The organism is Rhizobium sp. X9 (genome assembly GCF_018873185.1).
In the GTDB taxonomy this organism is placed as follows: domain Bacteria; phylum Pseudomonadota; class Alphaproteobacteria; order Rhizobiales; family Rhizobiaceae; genus Agrobacterium; species Agrobacterium oryzihabitans.
On the sequence record NZ_CP071312.1, the window covers coordinates 2,074,460 to 2,093,133 of the forward strand.

Annotated in this window: 16 protein-coding genes; 13 read left to right on the forward strand and 3 right to left on the reverse strand. The window is 60.1% G+C overall.

Annotated elements, in window-relative coordinates; genetic code table 11:
- Positions 1-67 precede the first annotated feature (67 nt).
- Together JZY08_RS24380 and JZY08_RS24385 are read left to right on the forward strand one after the other, a co-directional pair.
- Positions 68-634, forward strand: coding sequence for a DJ-1/PfpI family protein (locus JZY08_RS24380; RefSeq protein WP_216332002.1), 567 nt, complete (start codon positions 68-70; stop codon positions 632-634).
- 71 nt (positions 635-705) lie between these two features.
- The gene (locus tag JZY08_RS24385; RefSeq protein ID WP_035243147.1) at positions 706-1,056 is read left to right on the forward strand and encodes a ribbon-helix-helix domain-containing protein; all 351 of its coding nucleotides are present in this window, start codon (positions 706-708) and stop codon (positions 1,054-1,056) included.
- 167 nt (positions 1,057-1,223) lie between these two features.
- Here JZY08_RS24385 and JZY08_RS24390 read toward each other — a convergent pair whose 3' ends face one another.
- The 3 genes from JZY08_RS24390 to JZY08_RS24400 form a co-directional block, all read right to left on the reverse strand.
- Positions 1,224-2,144, reverse strand: coding sequence for an ABC transporter permease (locus JZY08_RS24390; RefSeq protein ID WP_082184910.1), 921 nt, complete (start codon positions 2,142-2,144; stop codon positions 1,224-1,226).
- A complete protein-coding gene (locus JZY08_RS24395; RefSeq protein WP_216332003.1) occupies positions 2,137-3,147 on the reverse strand; it encodes an ABC transporter permease in 1,011 nt (336 codons plus the stop codon). The genes JZY08_RS24390 and JZY08_RS24395 overlap by 8 nt, the downstream gene beginning before the upstream one ends.
- A gap of 144 nt (positions 3,148-3,291) precedes the next feature.
- Positions 3,292-5,001, reverse strand: a complete 1,710-nt coding sequence (locus tag JZY08_RS24400; RefSeq protein WP_216332005.1) for a peptide ABC transporter substrate-binding protein — start codon at positions 4,999-5,001, stop codon at positions 3,292-3,294.
- Positions 5,002-5,306: 305 nt separating this feature from the next.
- Between JZY08_RS24400 and JZY08_RS24405 the strand changes: the two genes are divergently transcribed.
- From JZY08_RS24405 to JZY08_RS24455, 11 genes are all read left to right on the forward strand, one after another.
- Positions 5,307-6,470, forward strand: coding sequence for a M20 aminoacylase family protein (locus tag JZY08_RS24405; protein ID WP_216332006.1), 1,164 nt, complete (start codon positions 5,307-5,309; stop codon positions 6,468-6,470).
- Positions 6,471-6,518: 48 nt separating this feature from the next.
- The gene (locus tag JZY08_RS24410) at positions 6,519-8,369 is read left to right on the forward strand and encodes an ABC transporter ATP-binding protein (RefSeq protein ID WP_216332008.1); all 1,851 of its coding nucleotides are present in this window, start codon (positions 6,519-6,521) and stop codon (positions 8,367-8,369) included.
- Positions 8,370-8,661: 292 nt separating this feature from the next.
- Positions 8,662-9,615 carry a sugar-binding transcriptional regulator gene (locus JZY08_RS24415; protein WP_080857879.1) on the forward strand — a complete coding sequence of 318 codons (954 nt, stop codon included), beginning with the start codon at positions 8,662-8,664 and terminating at the stop codon, positions 9,613-9,615.
- A 144-nt stretch (positions 9,616-9,759) separates the two neighbouring features.
- Complete coding sequence (locus tag JZY08_RS24420; RefSeq protein ID WP_003499050.1) at positions 9,760-11,073, forward strand: sugar ABC transporter substrate-binding protein; 1,314 nt, start codon at positions 9,760-9,762, stop codon at positions 11,071-11,073.
- Between the two features lie 166 nt (positions 11,074-11,239).
- Entirely contained in the window at positions 11,240-12,112 is an 873-nt protein-coding gene (locus tag JZY08_RS24425; RefSeq protein WP_216332011.1) for a carbohydrate ABC transporter permease, read from the forward strand.
- Between the two features lie 12 nt (positions 12,113-12,124).
- Positions 12,125-12,949 carry a carbohydrate ABC transporter permease gene (locus JZY08_RS24430; protein WP_003525171.1) on the forward strand — a complete coding sequence of 275 codons (825 nt, stop codon included), beginning with the start codon at positions 12,125-12,127 and terminating at the stop codon, positions 12,947-12,949.
- Between the two features lie 12 nt (positions 12,950-12,961).
- Positions 12,962-13,960: an ABC transporter ATP-binding protein gene (locus JZY08_RS24435; RefSeq protein WP_216332013.1), complete on the forward strand. Its 999-nt coding sequence runs from the start codon at positions 12,962-12,964 to the stop codon at positions 13,958-13,960.
- Positions 13,957-14,733 (forward strand): L-iditol 2-dehydrogenase, encoded by a 777-nt coding sequence (locus tag JZY08_RS24440; RefSeq protein WP_216332016.1) that lies wholly within the window; start codon positions 13,957-13,959, stop codon positions 14,731-14,733. The genes JZY08_RS24435 and JZY08_RS24440 overlap by 4 nt, the downstream gene beginning before the upstream one ends.
- Positions 14,734-14,794: 61 nt before the next feature.
- Positions 14,795-16,279: a mannitol dehydrogenase family protein gene (locus JZY08_RS24445; RefSeq protein WP_216332017.1), complete on the forward strand. Its 1,485-nt coding sequence runs from the start codon at positions 14,795-14,797 to the stop codon at positions 16,277-16,279.
- 7 nt (positions 16,280-16,286) lie between these two features.
- On the forward strand, positions 16,287-17,006 hold the full coding sequence (locus JZY08_RS24450) for an HAD family hydrolase (protein WP_216332019.1): 720 nt from the start codon (positions 16,287-16,289) through the stop codon (positions 17,004-17,006).
- Positions 17,007-17,066: 60 nt separating this feature from the next.
- The gene (locus tag JZY08_RS24455) at positions 17,067-18,641 is read left to right on the forward strand and encodes an FGGY-family carbohydrate kinase (RefSeq protein ID WP_216332021.1); all 1,575 of its coding nucleotides are present in this window, start codon (positions 17,067-17,069) and stop codon (positions 18,639-18,641) included.
- The last annotated feature ends 33 nt before the right edge of the window (positions 18,642-18,674 follow it).

The following is an 18,674-nucleotide window of genomic DNA, read 5'->3' on the forward strand; positions in this document are numbered from 1 at the left end:
ATAATACCCGCATCTCGATCCTGCCTGTTAGGGTGCCCAAAGGCATTCGAAAACGGGAGGAGCAGACATGCCGAAGAAGATTTTGATGATCACCGGCGATTTCGCCGAGGATTATGAGACCATGGTACCGTTCCAGACCTTGGCTGCGGTCGGCCACACGGTGCACGCCGTCTGCCCCGGCAAGAAGGCGGGCCAGACCATCGCCACCGCCATCCATGATTTCGAGGGCGACCAGACCTATTCGGAAAAACGCGGCCATAATTTCGCGCTCAACGCCACCTTTGCCGATATCAAGGTTGCGGATTACGATGCGCTGGTCATTCCGGGCGGCCGCGCGCCGGAATATCTGCGCCTTAATGCCGATGTGCTGGCGGCGGTGAAACATTTCTTCGAGGCTGACAAGCCGGTGGCCGCCGTCTGCCACGGCGCGCAATTGCTGGCGGCTGCGGGCGTGCTCAAGGGCCGCACCTGCTCGGCCTATCCGGCCTGCCGCCCCGAGGTGGAACTGGCGGGCGGCACCTATGCCGATATCGCCATCGACGCGGCGGTGACCGACGGCAAGCTGGTGACGGCGCCCGCATGGCCCGCCCATCCGGCATGGCTTTCGCAGTTCATGGCGGTGCTTGGCAAATAAGCTGCGCGGAACGGGGCTTTTACCGGCCCTGTTTCCCGTCTATCTTTTGGAGCGTGGTGAGGGAGGAAACCATGTGCAAGCTTTTCATCAAGGCGGACCCGGCACTTTGGGAAAGCCACACCCGGTCTTTGCGGATCGACGGCATGGTCACGAGTGTGCGGCTTGAAAACTTCTTCTGGACCACGCTGGACGAGATTGCACGCCGCGATGGCATGAACAGCGTGCAGCTCATCGCCAAGCTTTATAATGAATCGATCGATGCCGGGCACGATCTCGGCAACTTCACCTCATTTTTGCGGGTCTGCTGCGGACGCTATCTGGCCCTGCAGCTTTCCGGCGATATTCCGGCGCGCAGCGACGTTCCGATTGCCGCGCTGGATGCCGACAGCATACTCGATGCGGAGAAGGTGAATTACCACTAGCAGTGCGTGCCGCTTTTTACATGCCGATGCATCCCCGCCACCTCATTCCTGTGCTTGTCACAGGAATCCAGCCGACGCGCGTCTGCGCGGCGGAGGGAGTCGTTTCAGCCCAAGGACTTGGGCTGGCTGGATCTCTGTGACAAGCACAGAGATGAGGGAGGGCGTGCTCAGCTCTTCAGCGCCCTTGGATCAAGCGCATCGCGCACGGCATCGCCGATATAGTTGACGCTCAGAACCGTCAGCGAGATTGCCAGTCCCGGCCACAGGACGCGCGAAGGTGTCAGCTGCAGGAAGTTGGCGCCGTCGAACAGCAGCCGTCCCCAGGTCGGAAAGTCCGACGGAAATCCGAGGCCGAGGAAGGACAGCGCCGATTCCGTGATGATGGCCGAGGCGATGCCGAGCGTGGCCGAGACCATGATCGAACTCAGCACATTCGGCAATATATGCCTGAGGATGATGCGGTATTCGCGCATGCCGCTCGATTTCGCCGCCATGATGAATTCCTGGCTTTTGATCGTGAGCACATCGCCGCGCACGATACGGGCCGTATGCATCCAGCTCGTTATCCCGATCACGAAGACGATCAGGATGAAGATGCCGGTTTCCGGCCCGAAGGCCGCGCGCAGCGTATCGCGAAACAGCATCAGGATGACGAGCAGCAGCGGCAAAAGCGGCAGCGCCAGGAACAGGTCGGTCAGCCGCATCAGTGGCCCGTCGAGCCTGCGAAAATAGCCAGACAGCACGCCCACCAGCGTTCCGAGAAACAGCGCCAGCAGCATGGCGGTGATGCCGACGGCAAGCGAGATGCGCCCGCCGGCCAGAACCTGCGCCAGCATGTCCTTGCCCAGATTGTCGGTGCCAAAGGGATGTGCCAGCGACGGCCACTGGTTGCGCTCCCTCACATTGATGGCGTTTGGCGCGACGGTGTGGATATAGGGGCCGACAAAGACCGCAAGCAGAATGAAGATGAAAACGAACAGGCCCGCCACGCCGCCCTTGTGGGCGCGAAACTGTTTCCAGATATCGGCAAGTGCCGATTGCACGGGCGTGGCGGCGACGGCCGGCGCTGCGATGGTGGCGTCAGTCATAGCGGATCCTCGGGTCGAGAATGCCGTACAGAACGTCGGCAATCAGGTTGAAGAGCACGATAAGCACCGCGAAAATGAAGGTCAGTGTCTGCACCAGCGGAATATCCGCGCCCTGTACGGCGGTGATCAGCAACTGGCCAAGCCCGTTCACGCGGAAGATCTGCTCGGTAATGATCGCGCCGGAAAAGATCGTCGGCACGCCGAGCGCAATCACGGTCACGACCGGGATGAGGCTGTTGCGCAGCACGTGAACGAGCAGAACGGATTTTTCCTTCACGCCCTTTGCCCGTGCGGTGCGCACATAATCCTGATGCAGATTGTCCAGCATGGAGGCCCGCACGAAGCGGCTGATCTGCGAGACATTGTAGAGGGTCAGCACCAGAACCGGCAGGAACATCTGTTTGATCTGCGCGACGAAGCTTCCCCAGTCCGTCACCTGCAGGTTGGTGTCATAGACGGAAGGGAACCATTGCAGATAAGAGCTGAAGATGACGACCAGCAGCACGCCGGTGAAGAAGGTGGGAACCGAATAACCGACCATCGAGACGAAGGTGCCGATCTGGTCGAAGATCGAATATTGCTTGTGGGCGGAAATGACGCCGATCGGGATCGCCAGAAGTGCGCCGAAAAGATAGGCGAGGCCGACCACCCAGAGCGTTTGCGGCATGCGCTGGATGACGAGATCAACCACCGGGCTGCGCGTTGCCCAGGACAGCACACGCATGCGATTGCCATCGCCGATCTGCCAGCCGGTGAGTTTTTCGAAAAGGTTCAGCGGCTCGTTGATGAAGAATTGCTGCAGCCACATCAGATAACGGATGAAGAAAGGCTGGTCGAGGCCAAGCGAGGCGCGGATCTGCTCGCGAACTTCGGGCGGAATGGTGAGCGGCAGGTCGCCGGTCGGATCGTTCGGCGCAAGATCGAGCAGGGCGAAGATGACGAAGCTGATGACGAGCAACGTCGGTACGGCAAAGGCAAGCCGCCGGAGCGTAAAGGTAAACATCGGGAAGTCTCCAGACCCTTGAGCGCGGTATGGCGAAAACCGGGAGCCCCTTCGCCAAGGCGCTGCAAATGTGTCTTCAGATCATGGTCCAGGGGCATGCAAAAGGCCGGCCTCCACGTTCGAAGAGGCCGGCGCATCTGCGTGTTACTTCTTGCGGGACCAGTCCGCGACGTTCCAGAGTTCCGAATCCCAGGCATTCATGCGAACGCCTTCCAGCGTCAGCGAATGCGAGGAAACGTTACCACGGTGGATCAGCGGAATATGCGCGCCTTCTTCCGTCAGCATGTCGTTCAGCTGCTTGGCAATTTCCCCACGCTTGGCGAAATCTGTCGTCTTGGAAAGGACGCCCACCAGCTTGTCGAATTCCGGGTTGCAATAACGGGGAATATTCTGGCCCTGCCAGCCGTTTGCGGGGGCGGGGATCTTGTCGCACAGCCATTCAGCCAGATATTTTTCCGGGTCGGTGCCGTCGAAATTGTTGGTGTACATTTCAACGTCGGCATAAAATTTCTGGAAGGTATCCGGGCTTGCCGGGTCGCCGCCGAAGAAGACGGAGGCGCTGACATTACGCAGCTCGGAGGCGACGCCAATCTGCGACCACATGTCCTTCACCAGTTCCTGCGCCGCCTGGCGAACGGAGTTTGTGGAGGTCTGGTAGAGGAACGACAGTTTCACACCGTTCTTGGCACGGATGCCATCGGCGCCCTTCACCCAGCCTGCATCATCAAGCAGCTTGTTTGCACCTTCCACATCCTGCTTCAGGCACCAGCTGTCGTTTTTCGTCGAAGCGACAGCCTCCGGGGCTGGCACGATGTTGCAGGTCGGCTTGCCCGCCTCGCCATAACCTGTCTCATCGATGATATCGCGATCGATGGCGAGCGAGAGTGCGCGGCGCACGGCCGGGTCTGAAAGGGCCGGATGCGGACCGCCCTCCTTGGTGGAGCGCTTGTCACCCAGGGCGGGATCGGCATTGTACCAGTTGAGATTGATACGTTCGACCTGCGTGCCGAAGGCGGTTTCCAGCTTGCCCTTGCCGGCGGCCACCATGGTGGCCAGAATTTCCGGCTCCACCTGCATGTTCCAGGCGTAGTCGAATTCACCGGTTTCCAGCACGGCGCGCGCAGCGGAAGCCGCGTCACCGCCGCCCTTCAGGGTCACGGTGGCGAAAGCCGGCTTGGCCGGATCACGATAATTGGGGTTGGCGACGTAGCTGATGACGTCGTTCGGCTTGAAATCCTTGACCACGAAGGGGCCGGTGCCGATGGGGCCGAAATTGGCGGATGTGCAGCCGGGTGCGGCAGCGCCGATGCATTTTTCAAACTGCTTCTTCTGGATGACCGGCGATTGCGCGCCGACAAATGCGGAATAGGGGTAGGGCTTCGGTTCGGCGAAGCTGACCTTGACGGTGTGGGCGTCGATGGCCTCGACGTTTTTCACGCCTTCATATTGCGCCGCCTGCGCGCAGCCGCCATCCGGTGCGGTGCAATATTTCCAGGTGAAGATGACGTCGTCAGCGGTAAGCGGCGTGCCGTCGGACCATTTGACGTCGCTCTTCAACTTCCACGTCATGCTGAGCAGATCCTTCGCGACGCCGCCATTGTCGACCGTCGGGATTTCGCTCACCAGCATCGGCACCAGCTCGCCCTTTTCATCGTAGCGCGCCAGCGGCTCGATTACCATGGACGAGCTGTAGATTTCCTTGGTGCCACCGGAAAGATAGGGATTGAGTGTCGATACAGCCTGCCAGAACAGGATTTTCAGTTCGCCGTCACTGCCACGCTCGGCATGGGCGGCAGAGCCTGCCAAAGCCATCGCCGCCACCGTGCTGGCAAAGAGAACGCTGCGCTTCTTCATTGTGGTTTTCCCCTTTTTGGATTTTATCTATTTGAATGTTTGACGCTTTTCCTGTCGCCATGAGCAAGGTCTTTTGTTCTAAGTATTTGACTTTGCTGAGGAATAATCCTCCATTCCCGATGATGCTATTGTCAGTTTTTTTGAAAAGCAAGCCCCAAACTTTTATTGATGAACAAAATTTGTGCCATTCGACTTTGGGCCTATTTTTCGCTCATGGAGCAAAATTCATACTTGCAAAAGCAGAAATTCCAAACGCAATATGGCTCCCGACAACCCGGCGGGGAACAAAAAAAGGAAAAATGAGAATGCCGATATTGAACCGTGTGGCCGAGATGCAGGAAGAAGTTGCCGGCTGGAGGCGCCATCTGCACGAGACGCCGGAGCTGCTCTACGACGTCTTCGAAACATCGAAATTCGTGGCCGAGAAACTCAAAGCCTTCGGCTGCGACATCGTCGAAACCGGCATTGGCAAGACCGGCGTGGTGGGCATCATCAAGGGGCGGCACGGGGACGGCCCGACCATCGGTTTCCGCTCCGACATGGACGCTTTGCCAATCCTTGAAACCAGCGGCAAACCATGGGCTTCCAAGGTGCCGGGCAAAGCCCATTCCTGCGGCCATGACGGGCACACGGCAATGCTTCTGGGTGCAGCGCAATATCTCGCCGAGACCCGCAATTTCAAAGGGTCCGTCGCGGTCATCTTCCAGCCGGCCGAAGAAGGCGGGGCAGGGGCTCTCGCCATGCTGAACGACGGCATGATGGAGAAATTCGGCATTTCACAGGTCTATGGCATGCATAATGAGCCGGGCATTCCCGTCGGGCAATTCGCCATTCGCAAGGGCTCGACCATGGCGGCGGCGGATGCCTTCGAGATCACGATTACCGGCAAGGGCAGCCATGCGGCCGCGCCGCATCTTTCCATCGATCCGGTGCTGACCTCGGCCTATATCATCATCGCCCTGCAATCCATCGTCTCGCGTGAGACTGACCCGTTGAAATCGCTGGTCGTCACCGTCGCCACCACCCATGGCGGCACCGCGGGCAATGTCATTCCCGGTTCGGTAACGCTGACGGGCACGGTACGCACCCTGCTGCCGGAAACCCGCGATTTTGCCGAAAAGCGCCTGAAGGAAGTGGCCACCGCCACCGCCATGGCGCATGGCGCGACCGCCGAGGTGAAATATGATCGCGGTTATCCCGTCACTTTCAACCATAATGACGAGACCGAATTCGCGACCGGCGTGGCGATGGGCGTGGCCGGTGCAAATGCCGTCAACACCAATCCCAACCCGCATATGGGCGCGGAGGATTTCTCCTACATGCTGGAATCGCGCCCCGGTGCGTTCATCTTCATCGGCAACGGCGATACCGCCGGACTTCACAATGCCGCCTATGACTTCAACGACGACGCCTTGCCCTATGGCATCAGCTACTGGGTCTCGATGGCCGAAACCGCGCTTGCTGCGTAAGACATCCGGCGGCCTTCATGGCCGCCTTTCGCTTTTCAGGAGATCGGCATGCTTTTGGCGGCAACGTCCATGGAACAGACCGGCGGTTCGGTAAGCCCGGTTCTTTCGGTTGAAAATCTGACCACATCCTTCCGCGTCGATGGCGGCTGGAAATCCGTGGTCCGCAACATGAGTTTCGAGATCGCGCCGCGTGAGACGGTGGCGATCGTCGGGGAAAGCGGCTCTGGCAAAAGCGTGACGTCGCTGTCGATCATGCGGCTTCTGGATAAGAAGACCAGCCGGATCGAGGGCAAGGTCATGCTTGGCGGGCGCGATCTGCTGGCCCTTCCGGAAGAGGAGATGCGCAAGGTTCGCGGCAAGGACATTTCGATGATCTTCCAGGAGCCGATGACCAGCCTCAACCCGATCTTCCCGATCGGCAAGCAGATCGCCGAAGCGTTGACGGTACATCAGAATATTTCCTCATCCGCTGCGAAGGCGGAGGTCATTCGCCTGCTCGAAAAGGTCCGTATTCCCAATGCGAAGAACCGTTTCGACGATTATCCGCACCAGTTTTCCGGCGGCATGCGCCAGCGCGTGATGATCGCCATGGCGCTCGCCTCAAAGCCTAAACTCCTGATTGCCGACGAGCCGACAACCGCGCTCGACGTGACCATTCAGGGCCAGATCCTCGACCTGATCAAGCAATTGCAGGAAGAGGAGGGCATGTCCGTGCTCTTCATCACCCATGATATGGGCGTGGTGGCTGAAGTCTCGGATCGCACCATCGTCATGTTCCGCGGCGATGTGGTGGAAACCGGCACCACCGACGATATCTTCCACCGCGGTCGCCACCCCTATACGCGCGCTCTTCTTTCGGCGGTGCCGAAGCTCGGCTCGATGAAGGAGCGCGTGCTGCCGGCCCGTTTCCCGATCATCGATATCAAGACCGGCGAGAGCCAGCCCGTGGTGGAGGTGAAGGACACGGTATCCGGTTCGCGCACGCCCATTCTCTCCGTGAAGGACCTGACCACGCGTTTCGATATCCGTTCCGGTCTTTTCGGCCGCAAATCCGGCGCCGTGCATGCGGTGGAAAAGGTTTCCTTCGATCTGGCCGAGGGCGAGACGCTGTCGCTGGTCGGCGAATCCGGTTGTGGCAAATCCACGACGGGGCGGTCGATCACCCGGCTGATCGAGCCTACCTCGGGCAATGTGACGCTCGACGGCTACGAGGTCCTGAAGCTCGACAAGACGACGCTGCGCACCATGCGCCGCAGCGTGCAGATGATCTTCCAGGATCCCTTCGCCTCGCTCGATCCGCGCATGAGCATCGGTACGGCGATCATGGAACCTTTCATCGAGCACCGGCTGGGAACGAAGCCGCAGGCGCGTGAAAAGGCCGCGGATCTGATGGAAAAGGTGGGTTTGAGCCCGGATATGATGCGGCGTTTCCCGCATGAGTTTTCCGGCGGCCAGCGTCAGCGTATCGCCATTGCCCGCTCGCTGATGCTCGACCCGAAGGTCATCGTCGCCGATGAGGCGGTGTCTGCGCTCGATGTGTCCATCAAGGCGCAGGTCTGCAACCTGCTGCTCGACCTGCAACAAAGCCTCAATCTGGCCTTCCTGTTCATCTCGCACGATATGGCAGTGGTGGAGCGCGTCAGCCATCGTGTGGCGGTGATGTATCTCGGCGAAATCGTCGAAATCGGGCCGCGTGCGGCGGTTTTCGACAATCCGCAGCACCCCTATACGAAAAAGCTGATGTCGGCGGTTCCGGTGCCGGACCCGGCGCGGCGGCAGATCAGGCGCAACATGGCGACGGATGAGATCAAAAGCCCGATCCGGCCGGTGGATTATGTGCCGCCGCAGCGGCATTATCGCGAGGTTTCCGCAGGGCATCTGGTGCAGGAAGCGGCGTGATTGAGGGTACGGGCATAAACCCAGCATCGTCACCCCGGACTTGATCCGGGGTCCAGCGCGATCAAGTCCTTGATCGCAAGAGACTCTTCTCACGGCGCAGACGCGCCGTGGCTGGATTCCGGCTCAAGGCCGGAATGACGGAAAAATAACGACACGGACGTATAAGTCGTCAGTCACCGTTCCTCATCCGCCGATTTTCGCGCCGTATAGTCTTTCCGCCCATCCCCCGTTTGACAGCCGACGCAAAAAAATGCCAGCAAATGCGCAAGCATAATTCCTAGAGGGCAGCGGCATGGCCAGACGAAACGACGCACATGGACGGCTGGACGATGCGGCCCGTGCCGGCTGGCTTTATTATGTCGCTGGGCGCACGCAGGATGAGATCGCCGCCGCCATGGGCATTTCCCGGCAGTCGGCGCAGCGGCTGGTGTCGTTGGCCGTCGCCGAACGGCTGATCAAGGTCCGGCTCGATCACCCCATCGCCGCCTGTCTCGAAAAAGCCGAGCGGCTCAAGGAAAAATTCGACCTTAGATATATCGAGGTGGTGCCGAGCGATCCGGCCGGCGTCTCCTCCACTGTCGGCATTGCCGAGGCCGGGGCGGCGGAGATCGAACGCTGGCTGAAGAATGCCGATCCCATCGTGCTCGCCATCGGTACTGGCCGTACATTGAAGGCCGCCGTCGACCAGTTGCCGCCAATGGAATGCCCGCAGCATCGCATCGTCTCACTGACGGGCAATATCGGGCCGGATGGCTCCGCCGCTTATTACAACGTCATCTTCAGCATGGCCGATGCCATCAAGGCGCGGCATTTTCCGATGCCGCTGCCTGTCCTCTGCTCCTCTGCGGAAGAGCGGGAACTGCTGCACGACCAGTCCATGGTGCGCTCCACGCTGGCGCTGGGTTCCGCGGCCAATGTCACCTTCGTCGGTGTCGGCGAACTCGGCGAGAACGCGCCGCTCTGCGTCGATGGTTTTCTCGGTGTCGACGAGATGAAGGCGCTGATGGCAAGCGGTGCCGTCGGCGAGATCTGCGGCTGGATGTATGATGCCAATGGCCGCATTCTCGAGCATTCCGTCAACGAGCGCGTCGCCTCCGTACCCATCCCTTCAAGAGAGACCTGCACCGTCATCGGCATGGCGCAGGGCGCGCGCAAGAATGCCTCGATTCTGGCGGCGCTGAGGGGTGGACTTCTGAACGGCCTCATCACTGATGAAGTGACAAGTGAATATTTGCTCACGCATTGAGCAAAAATTAATATCATAAAATCAATGGCTTGATTTTTCCATGTGCGTCGCAGCACAGGAAGTCGCTTGACTTTTTTTGGCTGCGGGTGAGTAAATGCCCCAGAGCAAAGCGAATGCTCATCATTTTTCTTCTGGGAGGAAGATATGACACTGAAGACCATTTTGCTGGGCGCATGCTCGGCCCTCGCCTTTTCGACCCTTGCTTCCGCTGAGACGCTGACCATCGCCACCGTGAACAACGGCGACATGATCCGCATGCAGGGGCTGACCTCCGACTTCACGGCAAAGAACCCCGACATCAAGGTCGAATGGGTCACGCTTGAAGAAAACGTCCTGCGCGAGCGTGTGACGACCGATATTGCCACCAATGGCGGCCAATACGACATCATGACCATCGGCAACTATGAAGTGCCGATCTGGGCCAAGCAGGGCTGGCTGCTGCCGCTCGAAAAGCTCGGCGACAAATACGACGTGGATGACATCCTGCCGGCGATCCGTGGTGGTCTCTCCGCCGAAGGCAAGCTTTATGCGGCACCCTTCTATGGCGAATCCGCCATGATCATGTATCGCAAGGATCTGTTTGAAAAAGCAGGCCTGAAGATGCCTGAAAACCCGACCTGGGAATTCATCGGCGACGCCGCCCGCAAGATTACCGACCGCAAGGCCGATATCAACGGCATCTGCCTGCGTGGCAAGGCCGGCTGGGGCGAAAACATGGCCTTCATCAGCGCGCTCACCAACTCCTTCGGTGGCCGCTGGTTCGATGAGAACTGGAAGCCGCAGTTCGATCAGCCGGAATGGAAGAGCTCGCTGCAGTTTTACGTGGATCTGATGAAGGATGCCGGTCCGTCGGGCGCGTCCTCCAACGGCTTCAACGAAAACCTGACGCTGTTCCAGCAGGGCAAATGCGGCATGTGGATCGACGCCACGGTGGCTGCCTCCTTCGTATCAAACCCGAAGGATTCGACCGTTGCCGACAAGGTTGGTTATGCGCTGTTCCCGACGCATGGCGAGCTGAAGAACCACGGCAACTGGCTGTGGTCGTGGAACCTTGCCATCCCGAAGAGCTCGAAGAAGGCCGATGCGGCTGAAAAGTTCATCTCCTGGGCAACCAGCAAGGATTACACTACGCTCGTCGCTTCCAAGGAAGGCTGGGCAAACGTGCCTCCGGGCACCCGCACCTCGCTTTACAAGAACGCCGATTATGAAAAGGCCGCCGCCTTCGCCAAGCCGACGCTTGCCGCGATGGATGCCGCCGATATCACCAAGCCGACCGTAAAGCCCGTGCCTTATACGGGTGGCCAGTTCGTGGCGATCCCTGAATTCCAGGCGCTCGGCACCACGGTCGGTCAGCTGTTCTCGGCAGTCGTTGCCGGTCAGTCCAGCGTTGACGATGCGCTTGCGGGTGCCCAGTCGACAGCAACGCGTGAAATGACCCGCGCCGGTTACATCAAGTAATCCTCCCGAAGATCGCTGTCCGGCGCCAATGCCGGACAGCGAACTCTCCGGGCCGGAAGCCGCGATGCGGCTTTAATGCCTTTCAAATCAAAACAAGAATGAGCCGGTTCTTCCGGATATGCCGGGCGCATGTCATGGCGCGCAGGCCCAAGGGGAGGTTAGTGTAATGGCAACCCGAAACACGAGCGGTCTTGCGCGGGTGATGCTTGCGCCATCGGTGCTGCTGTTGCTGGTGTGGATGATCGTGCCTCTGGCGATGACCCTGTGGTTCTCGTTCCAGAACTACAATCTCCTCAACCCGGCCAATGTCAGCTTCGCGGGCCTCTTCAATTACCAGTATTTCTACACCGACCCGGCCTTCTTCCAGTCGATCTGGAACACGCTTTTGATCGTCGGCGGCGTGCTTGCGATCACCGTCATCGGCGGCATCGCCATTGCGCTTCTGCTCGACAATGACATTTTCGGCCAGGGCATCGTCCGCATCATGATCATCTCGCCCTTCTTCGTCATGCCGCCGGTCGCCGCATTGGTGTGGAAGAACATGATCATGCATCCCGGTTATGGCGTGCTTGCCGATCTCTCGCGCTTCTTCGGTTTCCAGCCGGTCGACTGGTTCGCGCAGTTTCCGCTGCTGTCCATCATCATCATCGTCGCCTGGCAATGGCTGCCGTTTGCGACGCTGATCCTGCTCACCGCCCTGCAGTCGCTCGATGGCGAGCAGAAGGAAGCCGCCGAGATGGATGGCGCCAACTTCGCCAACCGCTTCGTCTACCTGACCCTGCCGCATCTGTCGCGCGCCATCACCGTCGTCATTCTGATCCAGACGATCTTCCTGCTCGGCGTCTACGCGGAAATCCTCGTCACCACCAATGGCGGCCCGGGTTATGCCTCCACCAACCTCGCCTTCCTCATCTATCGCACCGCGCTTCTCGGTTACGACGTCGGCGGCGCTTCGGCCGGCGGCATCATCGCCGTCATCCTCGCCAATATCGTCGCCATCTTCCTGATGCGCGCCGTCGGCAAGAACCTCGACCGGTAAGGGGGAAACATCATGGCCCGCAAGACAACCACACGTGCGAAGATCGGCTTTTCCATCGCGGCCTGGGCCGTGGCGCTGTTGCTGTTCTTCCCGATCCTCTATGCCTTCCTCACCTCGATCAAGACCGAGCCGGAGGCAATCGCCGGCTTCAGCCTCATTCCCTCGGGCACGCTTGAGAATTACGTGACGGTCCAGACCCAGCGCGATTACTTCAAGCCCTTCATGAACTCGGTGGTGCTGTCGCTCGGCTCGACGATCATCGCGCTGATCATCGCCATTCCCGCCGCCTGGGCCATGGCGTTCTCGCCGACCAAACGCACCAAGGACATTTTGATGTGGATGCTCTCCACCAAGATGATGCCGGCCGTCGCCGTGCTGGTGCCGATCTACCTGATCTTCCGCAATGCCGGCCTGCTCGATACCCGCATCGGGCTCACCATCATGCTCACCTTCATCAACCTGCCGATCGTCATCTGGATGCTCTACACCTACTTCCGGGAAATCCCCGGCGAGATCCTCGAAGCGGCCCGCATGGATGGCGCATCCTTGTGGAACGAGATCGTGCATGTGCTGACGCCGATGGCGGTTCCGGGCATTGCCTCGACGCTGCTCCTCAACGTCATCCTCGCCTGGAACGAATCCTTCTGGACGATCCGGCTGACGACCACCAATGCAGCCCCGCTGACGGCCTTCATCGCCTCCTTCTCCTCACCGCAGGGGCTGTTCTGGGCAAAACTCTCGGCCGCCTCGATGATGGCGATCGCCCCCATTCTCGTCATCGGCTGGTTCTCGCAGAAACAACTCGTGCGTGGCCTGACCTTCGGCGCCGTGAAATAAGGAACGACAAACATGGGCAGCATTTCCCTTCAGAACGTGTCCAAGCTCTTCGGTGAGGCGAAAGTCATCCCGTCGATCGATCTCGATATCAACGACGGCGAATTCGTCGTCTTCGTCGGCCCGTCGGGCTGCGGCAAGTCCACGCTTTTGCGGCTGATCGCCGGGCTGGAAGACGTCTCCGGCGGCAAGATCGTCATCGACGGCAAGGATGTCACCGAAAAGGCCCCGGCCGAGCGCGGCCTTGCCATGGTGTTCCAGTCCTATGCGCTTTATCCGCATATGAGTGTCAGGAATAACATCGCCTTCCCGCTGAAGATGGCCAAGCTCGACAAGGCGATCATCGATAAAAAGGTCGAGGACGCCGCCCGGGTGCTGAACCTCACCGATTATCTCGAACGCCGGCCCTCGCAGCTGTCGGGCGGCCAGCGCCAGCGCGTCGCCATCGGCCGCGCCATCGTGCGCGAACCGAAAGCCTTCCTGTTCGACGAACCGCTCTCCAACCTCGATGCGGCGCTGCGCGGCACCATGCGGCTGGAAATCTCAGAACTGCACAACACGCTGAAGACGACGATGATCTACGTCACCCACGACCAGGTGGAAGCCATGACCATGGCCGACAAGATCGTGGTGCTCAACCGCGGCAATATCGAGCAGGTCGGCTCGCCGATGGAGCTTTACCGCTCCCCCGCCAACCTCTTCGTCGCCGGCTTTATCGGCTCGCCGCGCATGAACCTCATTACCGGCGATTACGCCCGCCAAAAGGGTGCGACCACCGCCGGCGTGCGGCCCGAGCATCTGGTGCTGTCGAAGGAAAGCGGACTGTGGCAGGGCAAGGTCACCGTCGCCGAACATCTCGGATCGGATACCTTCCTGCATCTCGAGGTCGATGGCATCGGGCCGATTACCGCAAGGACCGATGGCGAGTTCGAATGCAAACACGGCGATACCGTGTTCATCACCCCGGACGAGACAAAGATCCACAGGTTCGATGAAAAGGGCAAGGCGATATGACGGGGAGACTGGAAGGCAAATCCGCGCTGATAACAGGTTCGGCGCGCGGCATCGGCCGTGCTTTTGCCGAAGCCTATATACGTGAGGGGGCAACCGTCGCCATTGCCGACATCGATTTCGAACGCGCCAGCAAGACCGCCCGCGAGATCGGCGAGAATGCCTATGCCGTCGAACTCGACGTGACCAAACAGCATTCCATCGACACCGCCATCCGCACGGTGGAAGGCCAGGCGGGTGGGCTCGATATCCTCATCAACAATGCCGCGCTGTTCGATCTTGCACCGATTGTCGAGATCAAACGAGAGAGCTACGAAAGACTGTTTTCGATCAACGTGTCCGGCACGCTGTTCATGATGCAGGCCGCCGCAAAAACAATGATTGCTCGGGGAAAAGGCGGCAAGATCATCAACATGGCAAGCCAGGCGGGCCGGCGCGGCGAGGCCTTGGTGGCGGTTTATTGCGCCACCAAGGCCGCCGTCATCAGCCTCACCCAGTCGGCGGGGCTCGATCTCATCAGGCACGGCATCAACGTCAATGCGATTGCGCCGGGCGTGGTCGATGGCGAGCACTGGGACGGCGTGGATGCGCTGTTTGCGAAATATGAAAACCGCCCCGCCGGTGAAAAGAAGCGGCTGGTCGGGGAGGCCGTACCCTTTGGCCGCATGGGCCGTGCCGAAGACCTGACCGGCATGGCGATCTTCCTTGCCTCCGATGAGGCCGAATACATCGTCGCCCAGACCTATAATGTCGACGGCGGCAACTGGATGAGCTGAGTATCGGGCGTCTGCCGCCCGGCCTTGGCACGAACAACGTTTCCCCTTCGAGGATCGTGACATGACATGCAAACTCTCCCTCGCAACGCTTGACGACGCCGGAAAAACCGCGGCGGTTCCAGCCTATTCCCGGACCGATCTTTCCGCCGGCATCGTGCATTTCGGCGTCGGCAATTTCCACCGCGCCCATCAGGCGGTCTATCTGGATGACCTCTTCAACACCGGAACGGACCATGACTTCGCCATCATCGGCGCGGGCGTTCTGCCGTCGGATGCGGTGATGCGGGAAAAGCTAGCCGCGCAGGATTTCCTGACGACGGTGGTGGAGCAGGACAATAACCGCACCGGCGCACGCGTCACCGGCCCGATGATCGACATTCTGAAGGTCGGCGACACCAACGCCATCATCGATAAGCTGGCAGACCCGAAAATCCGCATCGTTTCCATGACGATCACTGAAGGCGGGTATTTCATCGATGCTTCCGGTTCCTTCAACCCGCAGCATCCGGCCATAGCCGAGGACGGCAGAAACCCGGCTTCGCCGAAAACCGTGTTCGGCCTCATCGTCGCCGGGCTGAAGGCACGACGGGACAAAGGGCTGCAACCCTTCACCGTCATGTCCTGCGATAACATTCCGCATAATGGCAAGGTCACGAAAAATGCCGTGGTCGGCCTGGCGGCTCTCTCGGATCCGGCTTTCGCCAACTGGATCGGCGAAAACGTCGCTTTTCCGAATTCCATGGTCGACCGCATTACGCCCGCGACAGGCGAGCGCGAACGCAATATTGCCCGCGACGATTTCGGCATCGAAGACAACTGGCCGGTCTTCTGCGAAGAGTTCAAGCAATGGGTGATGGAGGATAATTTCCCCGCCGGTCGCCCGGCGCTGGAAAAGGCGGGCGTGCAGTTCGTGAAGGATGTCGCGCCCTATGAGCATATGAAAATCCGCATCCTCAATGGCGGCCATGCGGCAATCGCCTATCCGGCTGCTCTGCTCGATATTCATTTCGTGCATGAGGCCATGGAACACCCGCTGATCCGGGCGTTTCTGGCAAAGCTCGAAAAGGAAGAGATCATTCCGGTCATTCCGCCGGTTCCCGATACGAATCTCGCCGACTATTTCGGGCTGATCGAACGGCGTTTCCTCAATCCGAAAATCGGTGACACCATTCCGCGTCTGGCGCAGGATGGCTCCAACCGCCAGCCGAAGTTCATTCTGCCCTCCACCGCCGACCGTCTGGCGCGCGGCGAAGATATTGTCGGCCTGTCGCTGGTTTCGGCGCTCTGGTGCCGTTATTTCCAGGGCACCTCCGACAGCGGCAAGGAAATCGCCTTCAACGATGCGAGCGCCGAGCGGCTTCAGGCGGCGGCGATCAAGGCCAAGGACGATCCGATGGCCTTCCTCGCGCTTAGCGATATTTTCGGGGAGGTTGCCGAATCGGAGCTTTTCCGTAAACGCTTCGCCCATGCATTGAAAACGCTGTGGCAAGAAGGCACGGCGAAGACCTTGCAGCTTTATCTGGATGACAAGCTGGCTGAAAAGTGACCAAGAGATGCAAGACGGGACCGGACCTCTTCTGATTTTCGACTGCGACGGCGTTCTCGTCGACAGCGAGCCGGTCTCGATTTCAGTGCTTCTCGACATGCTCTCCCATCTCGGTGTAACGATGGGAGAGGAGGAAGCCTATGAGCGCTTCCTCGGCCGCAGCGTCGCCAGCATGACGGCGACGCTGTTTGAGGATTACGGTGTCGAGACCGATATCGATTTTCTCGATCATATGCGCGCAACATTGTTCGAGCGTTTCCGCACAGAGCTCAGGCCCATTGACGGCATTGCCGAAACGCTGGACAGGCTTGTGGCCCTGAAACGTTGCGTTGCCTCTTCCAGCCAGCCGGAGCGCATCCGTTATTCGCTGGGGCTGACCGGCCTGATCGACAAATTCGAGCCGCACGTCTTCAGCGCCACCATGGTGAAGAACGGCAAGCCGGCACCCGATCTTTTCCTGCATGCCGCGCGTGAAATGGGCGCTGATCCGCGTCACTGCATCGTGATCGAGGACAGCCCGGCGGGCATTGCGGCGGCGAAGGCAGCCGGCATGGCGGTTTTTGCCTTCACGGGCGGCTCGCATGCGCGGTTTCCCGCATTCCGCGAAAAGATCGCAGGACTTGGGGCCGATGCCACGTTTGACGCGATGCCGGATTTGGTCCAACTTGTCGACGGTTATGTGGGGAAGGGCGGTTTTGACAGCCAGGTGGCACGTGACGCGGGCTGAAGGAAACCATGCCTGCCGCCGCCCGGAAGTCGTTGCGCAAGGGATGGAATTGAAGTCTTGATGCGTCAGAATCTCGTGGCTGTCGATGTCGGTACGGCGAGCGCGCGCGCCGGGATTTTCGATCCGGCCGGCCGGCTTCTCGCCCGCTCCACCCATCCCATCCTGATGCAGCGGCCGCAGGAAAACCACGCCGAACATGATTCCAGCGACATATGGAACGCGGTCTGCATAGCGGTCAGGGCAGCGCTTGCCGAGGCGGCTGTTCCCCGCGAAAGCATTGCCGCCATCGGGTTCGACGCCACCTGCTCGCTGGTTATCCGCGACGAAAAGGGAGAGCCGGTTTCGGTCTCCGTCACTGGCAAAGACAAGTTCGACACGATCGTCTGGCTTGACCACCGCGCGATCGCCGAGGCCGACCGGCTGACGGCATCCGGCCACCGGGTTTTGGATTTTGCCGGTAACAGCGTGTCGCCGGAAATGCAGATGCCGAAGCTGATGTGGCTGAAGAAGAATTTGCCGGCAAGCTGGGCCCGCATGTCTTTCGCCTTCGATCTGGCGGATTTCCTCACCTGGAAAGCGACCGGCTCGGCGAAGCGTTCAAATTGCACGCAGACGGCGAAGTGGAATTTCCTGGCGCAGGAAAATCCCGGCTGGCAGGCGGATTATCTCGAACTGGCCGGGCTTGGCGATCTGAAAGAGCGGGCCGGGCTGCCCGACACCACGGTGATGCCGGGGGAAAGCATCGGTCCTCTGTCGCCTGAAGCGGCGGCAGAACTTGGTCTCGATACGGGTTGCCAGGTGGCGGCGGGCATGATCGATGCCTATGCGGGTGCGCTCGGCGCGCTTGGCGGATGCCTTTCGGGGGATGTGGGCCGGCATGTGGCGCTGATTGCCGGCACCTCAAGCTGCCTTGTCGCCATGTCCGAGCGGCAGATGCCGGGCCACAGCCTCTGGGGTCCCTACTGGCAGGCGATCCTGCCCGGCCACTGGCTGGTGGAGGGCGGGCAATCGGCCACCGGCGCGCTGCTCGATCATATCGTGCGCATGCATGCGGCGGGTGGTGAGCCGGATACGGGGCTGCATGCCCGGATCGTTGCACGGGTGGCTGAGTTGCGCGCACTCGAGGGCGAGGCCTTCGCCGATCGGCTGCATGTGCTGCCGGATTTCCACGGCAACCGCTCGCCGCTGGCTGATCCGCACGCCGTCGGCGTCATCAGCGGGCTGACGCTGGATACGTCTTTCGACAGTCTCTGCCGGCTTTACTGGCGCACCGCAGTGGCAATCGCGCTTGGCGCACGCCATGTTCTCGATGCCATGGAGCGCTTCGGTTATGCGGTGGAAAGTCTGCATGTCACCGGAGGCCATGTGAAAAACCGGCTCCTGATGGAACTTTACGCTGATGTGACCGGCAAACGCATCGTGGTTCCCGCCACCGCTGACGCCGTTCTTCTCGGCACGGCAATGACGGCGGCCGCCGCCGGCGGCGTCCATGCGGATATTGCGGCGGCGGGGGCCGCCATGTATCCGGGCAATGCGGAAATTTCCGGAAATCCGGCGCTTGCGTCCCGCTATGAGCGAGATTATCGCCGGTTTCTTGCCATGTACCGCCATCGCCAGGAGCTGGAAAGCCTCTGATTTTGGCAAGAATGTTTGGCGATGGGGCACCCG